The sequence below is a fragment of the Actinomycetota bacterium genome (assembly GCA_035697485.1).
Classification (GTDB): domain Bacteria; phylum Actinomycetota; class UBA4738; order UBA4738; family HRBIN12; genus JAOUEA01.
In genome coordinates this window covers 35,542-49,049 of the sequence record DASSCU010000017.1, presented here as the reverse complement: position 1 = coordinate 49,049, position 13,508 = coordinate 35,542, and the positions used below count along the sequence as shown (strand labels likewise).

The window sequence follows — 13,508 nt, the reverse complement described above, 5'->3', positions numbered from 1 at the left end:
TCAGGAGAGAGCCTGGATGGCCAAACGTTCCAAGGAGCTCGAACGCGACCTCGAGAAGGAAGCACAGCTGGTCGAGATCGACGGCGAGTTCTGCGTGCCGGTCGAGGCGAACCAGGCTCGGTACCTCATCGACTGGGGGCCGTTCGAGGCACCACGCTCCCCGTGGGATATCGCGAGCAAGCTGCTGCTCTTCGTGCCCGCGATGTTCCTGTTCATCCTCGCCGTGCAGCTGATGAAGGAGGGCGCGGCAGCGGTCGGCCCGCAGATCGAGGGGCAGTTCCCGTTCGCCAACGGCGTCTCGACGCTCGGCGCGGGCTGGCTGGGCGCCTACTTCGTGCTCTCGGGCTCGCCGGTCGCTGCGACGGCGATCAGCCTCTTCGGGGCGGGCGCGTTGACGAAGCTGCAGGCGTTCACGATGTTGTCGGGGTCACGCCTCGGCGCGTCGTTCATCGTGCTGCTGACCGGGTTCCTGTACGCGACGAAGCAGGCGAAGGTGCAGATCGCGGCGGGCGCGTCGCAGGCCGACATCAGGCGGGGACGCAGCGACTCGATCGGCATCGGCATCCAGGCGATGACGATGACCGCGATCGTGTACCTGCCCGGCATGTTGATCGGGTACGCCATCATCCGCGCAGGATGGCTCGAGGGGTTCGACCTGCACGCCTCAGGGAAACTCGACGCGGTCCTCGGCAAGCTGTGGGGTCCGATCGTCGACGTCATCGCGACGAACGTGCCGGGATGGTCGCTCTTCTTGATCGGCCTGGGCGTGATCCTCGTGTCGTTCAACCTGATCGATCGGGTGCTGCCCCACGTGAGCAGCGACGCAACGGCGTCGAAGCGGGCTGCATGGTTGAAGCACCCCTGGACGATGTTCTTCCTCGGATGCATCGTCGCGACGCTCACGCTCTCGGTGTCCGTGGCGCTCACCGTGCTCGTGCCGCTCGCCGCGAAGGGGCTGATCAAGCGGGAGGAGGCGCTCCCGTACATCATGGGTGCGAACATCACCACGCTCGCCGACACGCTGGTGGTCGCGATGCTGCAGCCCACCCCGGACGCGGCACAGGTGGTGCTGGCCGAGGCGATCGGCGTGACGATCGTGTCGGTGGTGATCTTGGCCTTCCTCTACAAGCCCGTGCAGCGGTCCGTGTTGCGGCTCGACGACTACCTCGTCGCCAGCAACCGGCGCCTCGCGCTCTTCGTCGGCACGCTCTTCCTCGCCCCGCTCGCGCTGCTCGCAACGGGATTCTTCTACGTGACCTCATGACCGAGCCGGCCGAAGGGGCCGACGTAGACTCCGACCGTGAGCGACGACGCGACGATCGAATCGGGCCCGCAGGGTACGGCCGACGAGCAGCTCGCAGCGCTCGAGCTCTCCGAAGAGGAACGCCTCGTGCTCGCGAAGGTCGCCGACATCGTGCGCCGCATCAACTACGGCACCGTCGTGCTGGTGATCCAGGACGGCAAGGTCGTGCAGATCGAGATGGCCGAGAAGTTCCGCCTGCGATGAGGGCCGTTCGATGAGCGATGTGAGCACCACCGAGCTCCGACCCGCCGAGACCCCCGGAGAGGGACCCCCCAAGCTCGCCGTGCGCGATCTCGTGAAGACCCGTCGATCGACGAGTGGAGCCGTCGTCACCGCCGTCGATCACGTCACGTTCGACGTGCGGCTCGGTGAGTTCCTGTGCCTGCTCGGACCATCGGGGTGCGGCAAGACGTCGATCCTCAACGTGCTCGCCGGGCTCGACGAACCGACCTCGGGCGAGGCGCTCCTCGATGGTCACCCGATCACCCGCCCGGGCCCCGACCGTGCCGTGCTCTTCCAGGAGCCGGCCCTGTTCCCTTGGCTCTCGGTCGCCGGCAACGTCGACCTCGCGTTGAAGCTCACCGGTACCCCGTTGTCGGAGCGGCCCCACCGCGTGCGCATGTGGCTCGCGAGCGTGGGCCTCGAACCGTTCGCCGACGTACAGCCCCACGAGCTCTCCGCCGGGATGCGCCAGCGGGCGCAGCTCGCGAGGGCGCTCGCGACCGAGCCCGACGTGCTGCTGGGCGATGAGCCGTTCGGCGCCCTCGATGCGCAGGCGCGTGAGCTACTGCAGGACGAGGTGCAGCGAGTCTGGCTCGAGCGAGGCGGGCGCAAGACGTTCGTCTTCGTCACCCACAACGTGCGGGAAGCCGCCCTGCTTGCCGATCGGGTGCTCGTGATGTCGGCGGCGCCGGGCAGGCTGCTCGAGGAGGTGCGCATCAGCGCGCCTCGGCCCCGCCAACTCGACGACGTGCTGGTGGCACGCGTCGTCTCCGACGTGCACCACCTGCTGATGCGCGAGGTGAACCGGGCTCGCGCCGAGGGCAGCGACCGGCCGATCGCCGACGAGGAGTCCGTCCGGTGAGCACGGCCACCGCCACCGACGTGCCGAGGATCGGCCTGCGGCGCCTCGCGCACGAGGTCGGGCCACCGCTCGCCGGCATCACCGGTCTGATCGCCGCCTGGGCCGTCATCGCAGCGGTCACGACGACCGAGGGCGTCCCCTCCCCCCTGCAGACCTGGGATGCGTTCATCGCGGGCATGGCCGACGGCACGATCCCCGAGGCGACCCTGAAGACGCTGATCCGACTCGTGTTCTCGTTCGCGATCGCGGTCGTGTTCGGCACGCTGCTCGGCGTCGCGTTCACGCTGAACGAGTTCGCTCGACGCTCGCTCCGTCCGCTCGTCGTGGCGTTGCAGATCGTGCCGTTCGTGGCGTGGGTCCCGGTCGCGGTGATCTGGTTCGGCGCGACCGAGCGCGCGGTCGTGTTCGTGACCGTGGTCGGCTCGTTCCCGTCGGTCACGCTGGCCACGATGGCGGCGATGCGGCAGGTACCCCCGATCCTCAAGCGCGCCGGCCGCACCCTCGGAGCCGAGGGATGGACGCTCTACCGCGACGTGATCCTGCCCGCCGCGTTGCCCGGGTTCCTCGCGGGGTTGCAGCAGGCGTGGGGCTTCGCCTGGAAGGCGCTGATGACCGCGGAGCTGATCATCGCCGCGGCGGGCGCCGTCGGACTCGGACACCTGCTCGCGGAAGAGGCCGACGACATGCCCGCCCTCGTGGCCGTCGTCGCGGTGATCGCCGTGATCGGCGTGCTCGTCGACTACCTCGCGTTCAACCGGCTCGACCGGCGCGTGCGGCGACGCCGGGGACTCCTGATCGAGGGCTGACGGGCCGCCGCCCTACTGCTCGATCCGGAAGCGGATGCGCACGTGGGTGTGGTACTCGGCGATCTTCCCGTCGGCGACCGTGGCGCTCGTCTCGAGGATGTCCATGCCCTCGATCCCCCGGATCGTCTTCGATGCCTCGGTGAGCGCCTCCTGCGCCGCGGCACGCCACGACTCCGAAGACACGCCGACGAGGTCGATCGTCTTGATCACCGCCACCGGTCACCCCTCCTCGTAGACGGCCACGAACCGCCGGTAGTTGTTCGCGATCTGAGCGACGGTCTCGTCCCGAGGCACCGCGCCGTCGACGAAGAACTTCAGCGGGCTCCACCAGATCGAGCGGCCGATCGCGAACCCGTGGTACCCGGACACCCCGCGGGCGGCGCGCAGCCAAGCGTCGACCGCCGCGTCGTCCGCGCCCCGACCCAGCACCACGCATCCAACGCCGTCACGCCCGCCGACGCGGCACTGGTCGGCGATCTCGGCGCACATGGCGGGGTCGTCGATGCCCTCGATCTTCCAGATGTCGGGCTCGATGCCGGTCTCCTGCAGCTCGGCGATCGCGACCTTCATCAGGTCGGGGCGCAGCTCGCGATCGTAACGGAGGCCGTCGTTGCCGACCGTCTCCAGCTGGTGCGGCTCGGCCGGCACGAGCAGCTCGAACAGGAACCGGCGGTCGTGATGGTGCAGCCAGTCGGAGAGCTGCTTGAGGCGCGCCGACTGCGCGGCGTTCATCGCACCGTCGCCCTCGGGGTTGTAGCGAACGAGCACCTTCGTGAACGTCGGATCGAACGCCTCGATGTGTGCGCCGAACTCCGATCCGTACTCGAAGTCGAACTCGTTCTGGCCCGACTTCTCGGCCGGCATCGCGAGCACCATACCTGCCTGCTTCGCGTCGTTCGCGACCTGGGTGCCGAACTGCTCATCGACCAACACGCCGGCCGTCGACGCATCGAGGCCTTCGGCGAGTGCCTGCTGCATGCCCTCGAAGATCACCCGCTTCGCATCGATGATGCGCTGGGCCTCGTCGGGACCGGGCGCGCCCTCGATACCGAAGAACTTCTTCTGGAAGGACCCCCGATGATCGAAGGCCAGGATGAAGAGCTTGCCGCTGTACCCGAGCGCCATGATCGTCTCCTCGCGTCCGTCGCCCGACTGCTGCCCGCATGCTACCCATCCCCGACGTGGTCATTCCTGCTCGAAGTCATCGACCGGCGCGACGAGCTCGACCGGTACCGGGGCGGCGGCGTCGCGGAACCGCATCCCGTCCGACGGAGAGCAGATCACGAAGCCGTAGTGGATCGGGACGGCGACCGACGGTGCGATCGCCCTCGCCAGGTCGGCGGCCGCCCTCCAGTCCATCGTGAAGTGTCCGCCGATCGGCAGGAACGCGACGTCCGAGCGGACGTCATCGAGCTCCGGCGCGTGATCCGTGTCGCCGGCGTGGTAGTAGGACGTGCCGCCCAGCTCGACCACGTACCCAACCCACCCGTTGCTCTTGGGGTGGAACTGCAGTGCCTCCTCGCGGGTGTTGTAGGCCGGCACGGTCATGATGTGCACTCCACCCACCACGTGCGCCTCGCCCGGGCGGACCGGGGTGACGTCGCCGGTGAGCTCGCGCGCGACGTCGTGGGGCGCGATCAACTTCGTGCCTGGGCGCCGGAGTCGATCGATCTCGTCGGGCCGGAAGTGATCGGAGTGGGCGTGGGTGATCAGGATCAGGTCGGCAGGCGCGGGATCCTCCCCGGTTCCCCACGGATCGAAATACACGGTCCGCTCCGCGTCCTGCCAACGCAGCGCCGCTTGCCGGAACCAGGTCACGTGCTCGACCACGACATCATCCCTTCTCGATGCCCGGTCGTAGTCTGACGGACCGATATGGCCGAGCGCGAACCCGACCCGATGGACCCGGAACTCGAGGCCACGACCGGGCTGCGAGCCAGCATCTCCCTGTTGCAGCGCAGCCGGGACTTCCGAAGGCTGTTCCTCGCCTCGGTGATCTCGCTGGGCGGCGACTGGTTCCTGTTCGTCGCGATCACGTCGCTGATCGTCGAGACGACGGGGCGCGCGATCGACGTGGGTCTCGCGATCCTCGCGCAGGAGCTCGCGTTCTTCATCGCGTCGCCGCCTGCCGGGGTGCTCGTGGATCGCCTCGATCGCCGCAAGTTGATGATCGTGTGCGACGTGGCCCGCATCGGCGTCTGCGCGTCGTTCCTGTTCGTCGGCGCCGGCACGATCTGGCTCGCGTATCCTCTGCTCGCGCTGCTCTCCGTCTTCGGCGCGCCGTTCGACCCGGCCTCCACGGCCGCGACGCCGAACCTCGTGGATCCGCGCGACCTGCCGACCGCGAACGCGTTGAACGGCTCGCTCTGGGGCACGATGCTCGCCGTCGGAGCTGGACTCGGCGGCATCGTGGCCACCGTGTTCGGCCGCGAGACCGCGTTCGTGATCGACGCGCTCTCGTTCGGCGTCTCGGCGCTGCTGCTCTGGGGCATCCGCCGGCCATTCTCCGAGGAGCGCGAGCCGGGACACGAGCACCCGAAGATGATCGACGCCACGGTCGAGGTGCTGCACTACGCGCGCCGCGACCATCGCGTGCTCGCCCTGATCGGCGTGAAGGCCGGCTTCGGCCTCGCGGCGGGCGTGCTCGCCTTGATCCCCGTGTTCGGCGTCGACGTATTCGAGCGCGGAGAGATCGGCGTCGGCGCGCTGATGGCCGCTCGCGGCATCGGCGCGCTCGTCGGCCCGTTCCTCGGGCACCGCGTCAGCGGCGAAGGGCATCGCCATCTGTTCGGCGCGATCGGCGTCGCGCTCGCCGTGTTCGGCGTCTCCTACATGGCGCTCGGTCTGGCGCCGACCCTCTGGGTCGCCGCGATCGTGATCTTCGCCGCTCACCTGGGAGGCGGGGCGCAGTGGGTCCTGTCCACGTTCGGGCTGCAGGTGCTCGTGCCCGACCACATCAGGGGACGGGTCTTCGCCGTCGACTTCGCGATGATCACGCTGTCGCTCGCCGTCTCCTCGGTGGTCGCCGCCGCGGTGGCGGACTCCGCGGGCCCCCGCAGTGCCGCGTTACTCGTGGGCGCGATGGCCGTCGTCTGGTCGATCGTCTGGAGCTGGCTGACCCGTGAGATCCGGCATAAGACGGCGACGGATGGCTTCTCGCGCCCGGTCCCGGCGGACGACTAGCCCGTCGGGTTCGGCGGGGTCGGCTGGTCCGGCGGTTCGGGGATGTCGTCGACCGGCGGCGGAGGCGTCGCGGCCGACGTCGTCGGCGTCGGCGTCGAAGGGGGCTCTCCGGCAAGGGGCGCGCCCGTGCCCGATGGTGCGCCGAAGTCCACCTGCGGCGCACCGCCCTCACGGATCGCGTCCTCCACCTCGAAGAACTCCTCTTCCTCGAAGTCGAACATGTTCGCCACGACCACCGACGGGAACTGCTTCACCCTTCGGTTGTAGTCGCGTACGTTCGCGTTGTAGAAGCGCCGGGCGGTCTGCAGGCGATCCTCGGTGTTCGTGAGCTCACCCTGCAGCTGCAGGAAGTTCTGGTCCGCCTTCAGGTTCGGGTAGTTCTCCACCACGACCATCAGCTGTCGGAGGGCAGCCACCAGCGGTCCTTCGGCCGCAGCCTGCTCCGCGGGGGAACCTGTGGCGCTGGCAGCCATCGCACGGGCGCGCGTGACGTTCTCGAGCACCTCCTTCTCATGGGAGGCGTAACCCTTCACCGTCTCGACGAGGTTCGGGATCAGGTCGTACCGTCGGCGGAGTTCGGTGTCGATGTTCGCCCATGCGTCCTTGATCAGGGTCTTCTGCGAGACGAACCGGTTGTACGAGACGACGGCGCCGACCGCGACGACCACGACCAGCACGAGCAGCACGAGCAGCAGGATCTCCACGACGCTCCCCTTCGGTCTGACGGTGTGGGTCAGCCTACCCCGATGAGTTCCGCGAGGCGGGCTCGGCGCTCAGCGATCAGGACGTTCCGGAGGCGTCGCAACGGACTCGGCACGACTCGCTGGGAACAACGACGCGAGCACGGACGGCACGTGCTCGTGGAACGCGTCGAACCTGCGAAGCGCATCGGCGACGTCGTCGAGGCTCACTCGCTCGCGAGGCCCGAATACCATCAGGCGACCGGCCGTCACCTCGAACCCCACACCAGGCGGTTCGAGCAGCAGCCACTCCATCATGCGGGCGTCGAGCAGCGCGGACGCGAACGTCCGATCGGTCGCCCTGACCTGGAACGCCCGATTGAACCGCTCGGACTCGAGGTCGATGTCGCCATGGCCCACGGCGTCCCGCACGATCGATGCGCCGTCGGCCGGCTCCACTGCGATATCCGGCCACTCCGGCCGAGCAGTATCGATCACGCAGACGAACCGTCGGTAGTCTTCACGGCTCGGGTTCGAGTCAGGCGCATACCAGTAGTCGACCACCACGATCTCCCGACCGCGTCGGAGCCCCCACGCGGTGTTCTCGAGGTTCCGCGCCGACGCGGCACGGTGGAACAGCCCGAACGATGACGTCAACATGCCGAGGGGATCGCCCGCGCGGGCGTGCATACCCGCCTCCCTCGCCTGATCCTCGAACGAGCGTCGACGCGGCACGACGCGGAACCGGTACCCGAGCCACGCCATGCCCCCCACGATGATCGCCAGCGCGAACAGCTGGCGGATCAGCGCTGTCGCTCCCGGGTCACCCGATGCGAGCTTGACCACAGCCGTCACGGCCCACGCCAGGCCGATCGCGACGGCGATGCGGATCGCGGTCGCCGGCTTCATGAGCGACGCACTTCCGCCGCCGTCGACCCGGCGTGATCGTCGCCGATCGGTTCCGGGGACCAGTGTCCCTGCAGCCACCGGTCCTCGTGACGGCCCTTCGGGGGGCGGGGCGGATACAGGTCGGCGACGACCGGCGGCACGGCATGCCCGATCGCACGCGCCGCTTCGAACAGGAGCAGCACCTGCGGCGGGGGCAGTTCGCCGGTGCGCAGGAGCAACCGATCCTCGTTCACCGCGACCGCGATGCCGGCAGGAAGGCTCATCAAGGCCTGCATCATGCGTTGGTCACAGAACGCGACCGCGAAGCGCCGGTCCTCGGCACGGACGCGGAACCGCCGGTTGAACGCCTCGAGCTCCAGGTCGACGTCGGCGCCGACGATAGCGCCGTTGACGCGATCAAGCGCATCTCGAGGGCGGATCTCCAGCTTCGGGCAGCCGAACGGGAGCGCCACCGCGGCGCAGACGCAGCGTCGGATCGTCCGCGGCCCGTCTTCCTGCGTCGGCTCCTCCTCGATCAGCAGGTCGAAGGCGCGCACGTCGTCGCCGTGGGCGCGGTTCCAGACGACGTTCTCGGCACGCGACCACCGACCCTGACCGAGCCACCGGAAGGGCAACCAGAGCGTGTCGGGGAACGGGTCGATCGGCGAGAACTCGAGGTCGGCGCGGTGACACAGCAGCATCAGCTGCCGGGCGCGGCCGCGCCGGCGGTGCACCCGCCAAGCGCCGACGCACGCCGCGACGACGACCACGAGCCACGGCCAGAGGTCCATGCAGGACCCATCGGTCCGCGGCCACCCGCCCTTGACGACCAGGTGATCTGCTGTGGACTAGCGGGAGCGGAACGAGAGGCCGTCGCCCTCCAGGTCGATCGTGACCGTCGCGTCGTCGCGGATCTCCCCCGCGAGCAGCTTCATCGCCAGGGGATCCTGGATCTCGCGCTGGATCAGCCGCTTCAACGGCCGCGCTCCGAACGCCGGCTCGTAGCCCTTGTCGGCGAGGTAGGACCTGGCGGTGTCCGTCAGCTCGATCGCGAGGCCGCGCTCCTCGAGGCGGCGGCGCAGCGATCGGAGCTGGATGTCGACGATCTCGGAGATCTCCTCGCGTCCGAGCGGGTCGAACACCACGATCTCGTCGATGCGGTTCACGAATTCCGGCCGGAAGTACCCGCGCACGTCGTCGAGCACGGCTCCCTTCTGTTTCGCGCGCTCGAGCGACGGATCGCTGAAGATCGCGGAGCCGAGGTTCGACGTCATGATCACGATCGCGTTGCGGAAGTCGACCGTGCGACCCTGCCCGTCGGTGAGCCGCCCGTCGTCGAGCAGCTGCAGCAGGATGTTGAAGACGTCGGCGTGCGCCTTCTCCATCTCATCGAGCAACACGACGCTGTACGGGCGTCGCCGCACGGCCTCGGTGAGCTGTCCGCCCTCCTCGTACCCGACGTAACCGGGCGGTGCGCCCACGAGCCGCGAGACCGCGTGACGTTCCTGGTACTCGCTCATGTCGACACGGACGATCGCCCGTTCGTCGTCGAACAGGTAGTCGGCGAGCGCCCGAGCGAGCTCGGTCTTGCCGACCCCCGTCGGCCCGAGGAACAGGAACGACCCGATCGGACGGTTGGGATCCTGCAGGCCGGCGCGGCTGCGCCGGATCGCGTTCGCGACGGCTTCGACGGCCTCGACCTGGTCGACGACCCGCTCGTGCAACGCCTGCTCCAGGTGCACGAGTTTCTGAATCTCGCCTTCCATCAGCTTCGAGACCGGGATGCCCGTCCACTTCGAGACCACCTCGGCGACGTCCTCCTCGGTGACCTCCTCGTTCAGGAACTTCCGGTCGCGCTGGAGCTCGGTGAGGGCGGCGTTCTCGGCCTCCAACTGTCCGTCGAGCTCGACGAGCGCGCCGTAGCGCAGCTCGGCCGCGCGCTGCAGGTCGGCATCGCGCTCCGCGCGCTCGGCCTCGGCGCGGGCCTCCTCGATGCGCGCCTTCAGCTCGCGGATGCGATCGATCCGCTCCTTCTCCTGCTGCCAGTGAGCGGTCATCGAGTTCCGCTCTTCCTCGAGGTTGGCGAGTTCTTCCTCGAGGCGCGCGAGGCGGTCCCTCGACGCCGGGTCGGTCTCCTTGCCGAGCGCGGCCTTCTCGATCTCGAGCTGGCGGATCCGCCGCTCGACCTCGTCGATCTCGACCGGCATCGAGTCGATCTCGATGCGCAGGCGCGACGCGCTCTCGTCGATCAGGTCGATCGCCTTGTCGGGCAGGAACCGTCCGGTGACGTACCGGTCGCTGAGCACCGCCGCGCCGACGAGCGCCGGGTCCTGGATGCGCACGCCGTGATGCACCTCGTAGCGCTCCTTCAGCCCTCGGAGGATGCCGATCGTGTCCTCGACGCTCGGCTCCTCGACCAGCACCGGTTGGAAGCGGCGCTCCAACGCTGGGTCCTTCTCGATGTGCCGGCGGTATTCGTCGAGCGTGGTGGCGCCGATCGCGCGCAGCTCGCCGCGGGCGAGCATCGGCTTCAGCATGTTGCCGGCGTCCATCGCGCCCTCGGCCGCACCGGCGCCGACGATCGTGTGCAGCTCGTCGATGAACGTGACGATCTCGCCCTCCGAGTCGGCGATCTCCTTCAAGACGGCCTTCAGCCGCTCCTCGAATTCACCCCGGTACTTCGCTCCGGCCACCATCGCACCGAGGTCGAGCGCGATCAGCCGCTTGTCCTGCAGCGACGTGGGTACGTCGCCGTCGACGATGCGCTGGGCGAGCCCCTCCACGATCGCGGTCTTGCCCACGCCGGGCTCCCCGATCAGCACGGGATTGTTCTTCGTGCGACGTGAGAGCACCTGGATCGTTCGGCGGATCTCCTCGTCCCGGCCGATCACCGGATCCAGCTTGCCGGTTCGCGCAGCCTCGGTCAGGTCGCGCCCGTACCGTTCGAGCGACTGGAACGTGTCCTCCGGGTTCGGACTGGTGACGCGCTGACGGCCGCGCACCTCCGCGAGCGCCGCGAGCGCCGCGTCACGCGTGAGCCCGGCCTCGAGCAGGATGCCGGCGGCTTCCGTCCCCGGCGTCGCAAGCATCGCGAGCAGCAGGTGCTCGGTCGAGATGTACTCGTCGGTGAGGGCCTCCGCCTCGGTGCCTGCGGCCTCGAGGAGCTTCGCCGCGGCCGGCGAGATCCGCACCTCGACACCCTGCGCGTAGACCTTCGGCATCGCGTCGAGCGCCTCGTCGACCTTGGCCCGCAGCTGCGCAGGGTTCGCCCCTACGTGGTGCAACAACGGGAAGACGACCCCCTCGGCATCGGCGAGCAGCGCGAACAACACGTGCTCGGGTTCGATCAGTTGGTGGTTGCGCACGATCGCCTGCTGGTGTGCTTCCTGCACGGCGGCCTGCGACTTCATCGTGAGCTTGTTCAGATCCATGCGCGGTTCCGTTCCTCGTAGTCCCGCCTCGTGAAGCCATACATCGCGTAGTCGTGGGGACCGTCGGCCTCGGGCATGAACGAGCGCAGCACGCCCTCGAACGCGAAGCCGAGCCGCTCGGCCACGCGCCGCATCGCGGCGTTCCCGACGTCGGTCGTGAGCTGCACCCGGTGCGCGCCCTCGTCGTCGAAGAGATGCCTCGCGATCGCGACCACCGCGTCGGCACCCAGGCCTTGCCCGCGGTCGCCGTCCTCGAAGACCTCGATGCCGAGCTCGAAGACGCCGGGCGGCAAGCCGTTGACCGGTTGCCGTGCCTGCACCTCGCCGACGAGCCTCCCGTCGTTCTCGATCGCGAGGATGATCACACCCTCCGAGAACGAGCCCGAACGTCGGATGCGTTCGCGCACCCGCTCGGCGAGCTCCCTCGGCCTCGTGCCCTTGGGGGCGAACCACTCTGCGTCGGCCCAGGTCGACACAAGGATCGGCGCCTCGTCGTCGTGGTAGGCGCGGAGCGTGACTCGATCGCCGGCGAGTCGTGTCACTGCCCGGTCTCCCACGGGGCCGGGAACACGCTCCGCAGGGGCACGATCTCCCCGGAGCGGCGGCCGGGCATCGCGATCGCCCGGCGATGAGCGAGCTGCGATCGCACTTCGTCGACCTGGCGGTGCAACCGGTCGACCTCGGCGCGGAGCTCCAAGATGCGCTTCACCCCGGCGAGGTTCACACCCTCGTCGGTGAGCTCCTGGATCGCGAGCAGCCGGTCGATGTCGGCCTGCGAGTAGCGCCGTGTGTTGCCCGACGTGCGCTGGGGGCGCAGTAGGCCCTTGCGTTCGTAGATCCGCAGGGTCTGCGGGTGCACGCCGGCGAGCTCGGCCGCCACGCTGATGATGAAGACGGCGCGCTCGTCGAGGTTCCGCTGCTGGCCGGCCATCGTCGCGTCCTCTCGTTCGGTCGTCATGTCACGCCACCCCGAGGGCCTTCCTCGGCGACTCCTTCTGCTCCTGCTGCAGCTGTCGCAACAGCTCCTTCTGCTCCTTCGAGAGCTTGCCGGGCACGTCGACCTGCGTCGTCACCAGCAGGTCGCCGTGGCCCCCCTTGGCCCTCGGGGCGCCCTTCCCTTTGATGCGGAACGTCTTGCCGTTGGGGGTGCCAGCCGGCACCTTCAGGGTGACCGGCCCGTTCATCGTGGGCACCTGCACGTGCGCACCGAGCGCCGCCTCGGGGAACGTCACCGGCAGGGTTAGCGTGAGGTTGTCGCCCCGGCGCCCGAACAGCTCGTGCTGTGCGACGTGCACCCGCACGTAGAGGTCGCCCGGCCTGCCACCCGCGGGACCGGGCTCGCCGCGCCCCGCCAGCTTGATCCGAGCCCCACTCTTGACGCCGGCCGGGATCTTGACCTGGAACGTGCGGGTGCGCCGTACGGAGCCGGCGCCCTTGCACGTCGCGCACGGCGTCTCGATGATGCGCCCGGTCGCCCGGCACCGCCGGCAAGGCTGGGCCATCGAGAAGAACCCCTGGTTCACCGCGATCTCGCCGCTGCCTCCGCATTCGGGGCAGGTGACCGGGCTCGTGCCCGCGGCGGCGCCCGAGCCGTGGCAGGTCTGGCACACGGCCGGTCCGGTGATCTTCACAGGGACCGTCGTGCCGCGCATCGCCTCGTCGAACGAGACACGCACGTCGGTCTCGAGGTCGGCACCCCGCTGCGGCCGGGCCTGCGCACGACCCCGCCCACGACCGGCCCCGCCGAAGAGCCCGCCGAAGAGATCGCCGATGTCCTCGACGTTCACGTACTGCGCCCCGCCCGGCCCGCCTGGCCACCCGCCCGGGCCCTGCCCCGCCGCGCCGCCGGGACCGAACCCACCGAACCCGGAGGCGCCCATCTCACGGACCTGGTCGTAGGACTTCCGCTTCTCCTCGTCGCCGAGCACGTCGTAGGCGGCCGAGATCTCCTTGAAGCGGTCCTCGGCATCGGCGTTGCCCGCGTTCGTGTCGGGGTGGAACTGCTGGGCGAGCTTGCGGTAGGCCTTCTTGATCTCGGAGGCCGAGGCGTTCTTGGGCACGCCGAGCACACCGTAGTAGTCCTTCTCGAACCACTCGCGGCGTACCTCGTCAGCCACCCTCGTCCCTCCGTCG

At 69.3% G+C, this 13,508-nt stretch carries 15 protein-coding genes; 5 read left to right on the top strand and 10 right to left on the bottom strand.

Annotated elements, in window-relative coordinates; translation table 11 throughout:
- Positions 1–16 precede the first annotated feature (16 nt).
- The 4 genes from VFI59_04630 (at position 17) to VFI59_04615 (ending at position 3,193) form a co-directional block, all read left to right on the top strand.
- Positions 17–1,264 carry a hypothetical protein gene (locus VFI59_04630; protein HET6712979.1) on the top strand — a complete coding sequence of 416 codons (1,248 nt, stop codon included), beginning with the start codon at positions 17–19 and terminating at the stop codon, positions 1,262–1,264.
- 126 nt (positions 1,265–1,390) lie between these two features.
- Positions 1,391–1,507 (top strand): YezD family protein, encoded by a 117-nt coding sequence (locus VFI59_04625; GenBank protein HET6712978.1) that lies wholly within the window; start codon positions 1,391–1,393, stop codon positions 1,505–1,507.
- A 10-nt stretch (positions 1,508–1,517) separates the two neighbouring features.
- Positions 1,518–2,387 carry an ABC transporter ATP-binding protein gene (locus tag VFI59_04620; protein HET6712977.1) on the top strand — a complete coding sequence of 290 codons (870 nt, stop codon included), beginning with the start codon at positions 1,518–1,520 and terminating at the stop codon, positions 2,385–2,387.
- Positions 2,384–3,193, top strand: coding sequence for an ABC transporter permease (locus VFI59_04615; GenBank protein HET6712976.1), 810 nt, complete (start codon positions 2,384–2,386; stop codon positions 3,191–3,193). Before VFI59_04620 ends, VFI59_04615 begins: the two co-directional genes overlap by 4 nt.
- A 12-nt stretch (positions 3,194–3,205) precedes the next feature.
- On the opposite strand, the gene VFI59_04610 is transcribed toward VFI59_04615, so the two are convergent.
- Genes VFI59_04610 through VFI59_04600 form a run of 3 tightly spaced genes read right to left on the bottom strand, consistent with a single transcriptional unit; the run spans position 3,206 to position 5,023 of the window.
- Positions 3,206–3,409 (bottom strand): dodecin family protein, encoded by a 204-nt coding sequence (locus tag VFI59_04610; GenBank protein ID HET6712975.1) that lies wholly within the window; start codon positions 3,407–3,409, stop codon positions 3,206–3,208.
- A gap of 3 nt (positions 3,410–3,412) precedes the next feature.
- Positions 3,413–4,318, bottom strand: a complete 906-nt coding sequence (locus VFI59_04605; GenBank protein HET6712974.1) for a DUF2090 domain-containing protein — start codon at positions 4,316–4,318, stop codon at positions 3,413–3,415.
- A 60-nt stretch (positions 4,319–4,378) separates the two neighbouring features.
- Positions 4,379–5,023, bottom strand: coding sequence for an MBL fold metallo-hydrolase (locus VFI59_04600; protein ID HET6712973.1), 645 nt, complete (start codon positions 5,021–5,023; stop codon positions 4,379–4,381).
- 45 nt (positions 5,024–5,068) lie between these two features.
- Between VFI59_04600 and VFI59_04595 the strand changes: the two genes are divergently transcribed.
- Entirely contained in the window at positions 5,069–6,376 is a 1,308-nt protein-coding gene (locus VFI59_04595) for an MFS transporter (GenBank protein HET6712972.1), read from the top strand.
- On the opposite strand, the gene VFI59_04590 is transcribed toward VFI59_04595, so the two are convergent.
- The 7 genes from VFI59_04590 to dnaJ all read right to left on the bottom strand — a co-directional run bounded on the left by VFI59_04590 (position 6,373) and on the right by dnaJ (position 13,492).
- A complete protein-coding gene (locus VFI59_04590; protein HET6712971.1) occupies positions 6,373–7,080 on the bottom strand; it encodes a LemA family protein in 708 nt (235 codons plus the stop codon). The genes VFI59_04595 and VFI59_04590 overlap by 4 nt on opposite strands.
- A gap of 69 nt (positions 7,081–7,149) precedes the next feature.
- A complete protein-coding gene (locus tag VFI59_04585) occupies positions 7,150–7,965 on the bottom strand; it encodes a hypothetical protein (GenBank protein HET6712970.1) in 816 nt (271 codons plus the stop codon).
- A complete protein-coding gene (locus VFI59_04580; protein ID HET6712969.1) occupies positions 7,962–8,735 on the bottom strand; it encodes a hypothetical protein in 774 nt (257 codons plus the stop codon). Before VFI59_04580 ends, VFI59_04585 begins: the two co-directional genes overlap by 4 nt.
- A 57-nt stretch (positions 8,736–8,792) precedes the next feature.
- Positions 8,793–11,375: an ATP-dependent chaperone ClpB gene (gene clpB / locus VFI59_04575; protein HET6712968.1), complete on the bottom strand. Its 2,583-nt coding sequence runs from the start codon at positions 11,373–11,375 to the stop codon at positions 8,793–8,795.
- A complete protein-coding gene (locus tag VFI59_04570) occupies positions 11,366–11,917 on the bottom strand; it encodes a GNAT family protein (protein HET6712967.1) in 552 nt (183 codons plus the stop codon). Before VFI59_04570 ends, clpB begins: the two co-directional genes overlap by 10 nt.
- On the bottom strand, positions 11,914–12,306 hold the full coding sequence (locus VFI59_04565; protein ID HET6712966.1) for a helix-turn-helix transcriptional regulator: 393 nt from the start codon (positions 12,304–12,306) through the stop codon (positions 11,914–11,916). The genes VFI59_04570 and VFI59_04565 overlap by 4 nt, the downstream gene beginning before the upstream one ends.
- Before the next feature lie 28 nt (positions 12,307–12,334).
- Entirely contained in the window at positions 12,335–13,492 is a 1,158-nt protein-coding gene (gene dnaJ, locus VFI59_04560) for a molecular chaperone DnaJ (protein ID HET6712965.1), read from the bottom strand.
- Positions 13,493–13,508 lie beyond the last annotated feature (16 nt).

Excerpts from the sequence above, each read along its gene's own strand:
- VFI59_04630 (HET6712979.1), top strand. The coding sequence starts at position 17 with ATGGCCAAACGTTCCAAGGAGCTCGAACGCGACCTCGAGAAGGAAGCA.
- VFI59_04620 (HET6712977.1), top strand. The coding sequence starts at position 1,518 with ATGAGCGATGTGAGCACCACCGAGCTCCGACCCGCCGAGACCCCCGGA.
- VFI59_04605 (HET6712974.1), bottom strand. The coding sequence starts at position 4,318 with ATGGCGCTCGGGTACAGCGGCAAGCTCTTCATCCTGGCCTTCGATCAT.
- VFI59_04595 (HET6712972.1), top strand. The coding sequence starts at position 5,069 with ATGGCCGAGCGCGAACCCGACCCGATGGACCCGGAACTCGAGGCCACG.
- VFI59_04585 (HET6712970.1), bottom strand. The coding sequence starts at position 7,965 with ATGAAGCCGGCGACCGCGATCCGCATCGCCGTCGCGATCGGCCTGGCG.
- VFI59_04580 (HET6712969.1), bottom strand. The coding sequence starts at position 8,735 with ATGGACCTCTGGCCGTGGCTCGTGGTCGTCGTCGCGGCGTGCGTCGGC.
- clpB (HET6712968.1), bottom strand. The coding sequence starts at position 11,375 with ATGGATCTGAACAAGCTCACGATGAAGTCGCAGGCCGCCGTGCAGGAA.
- VFI59_04565 (HET6712966.1), bottom strand. The coding sequence starts at position 12,306 with ATGGCCGGCCAGCAGCGGAACCTCGACGAGCGCGCCGTCTTCATCATC.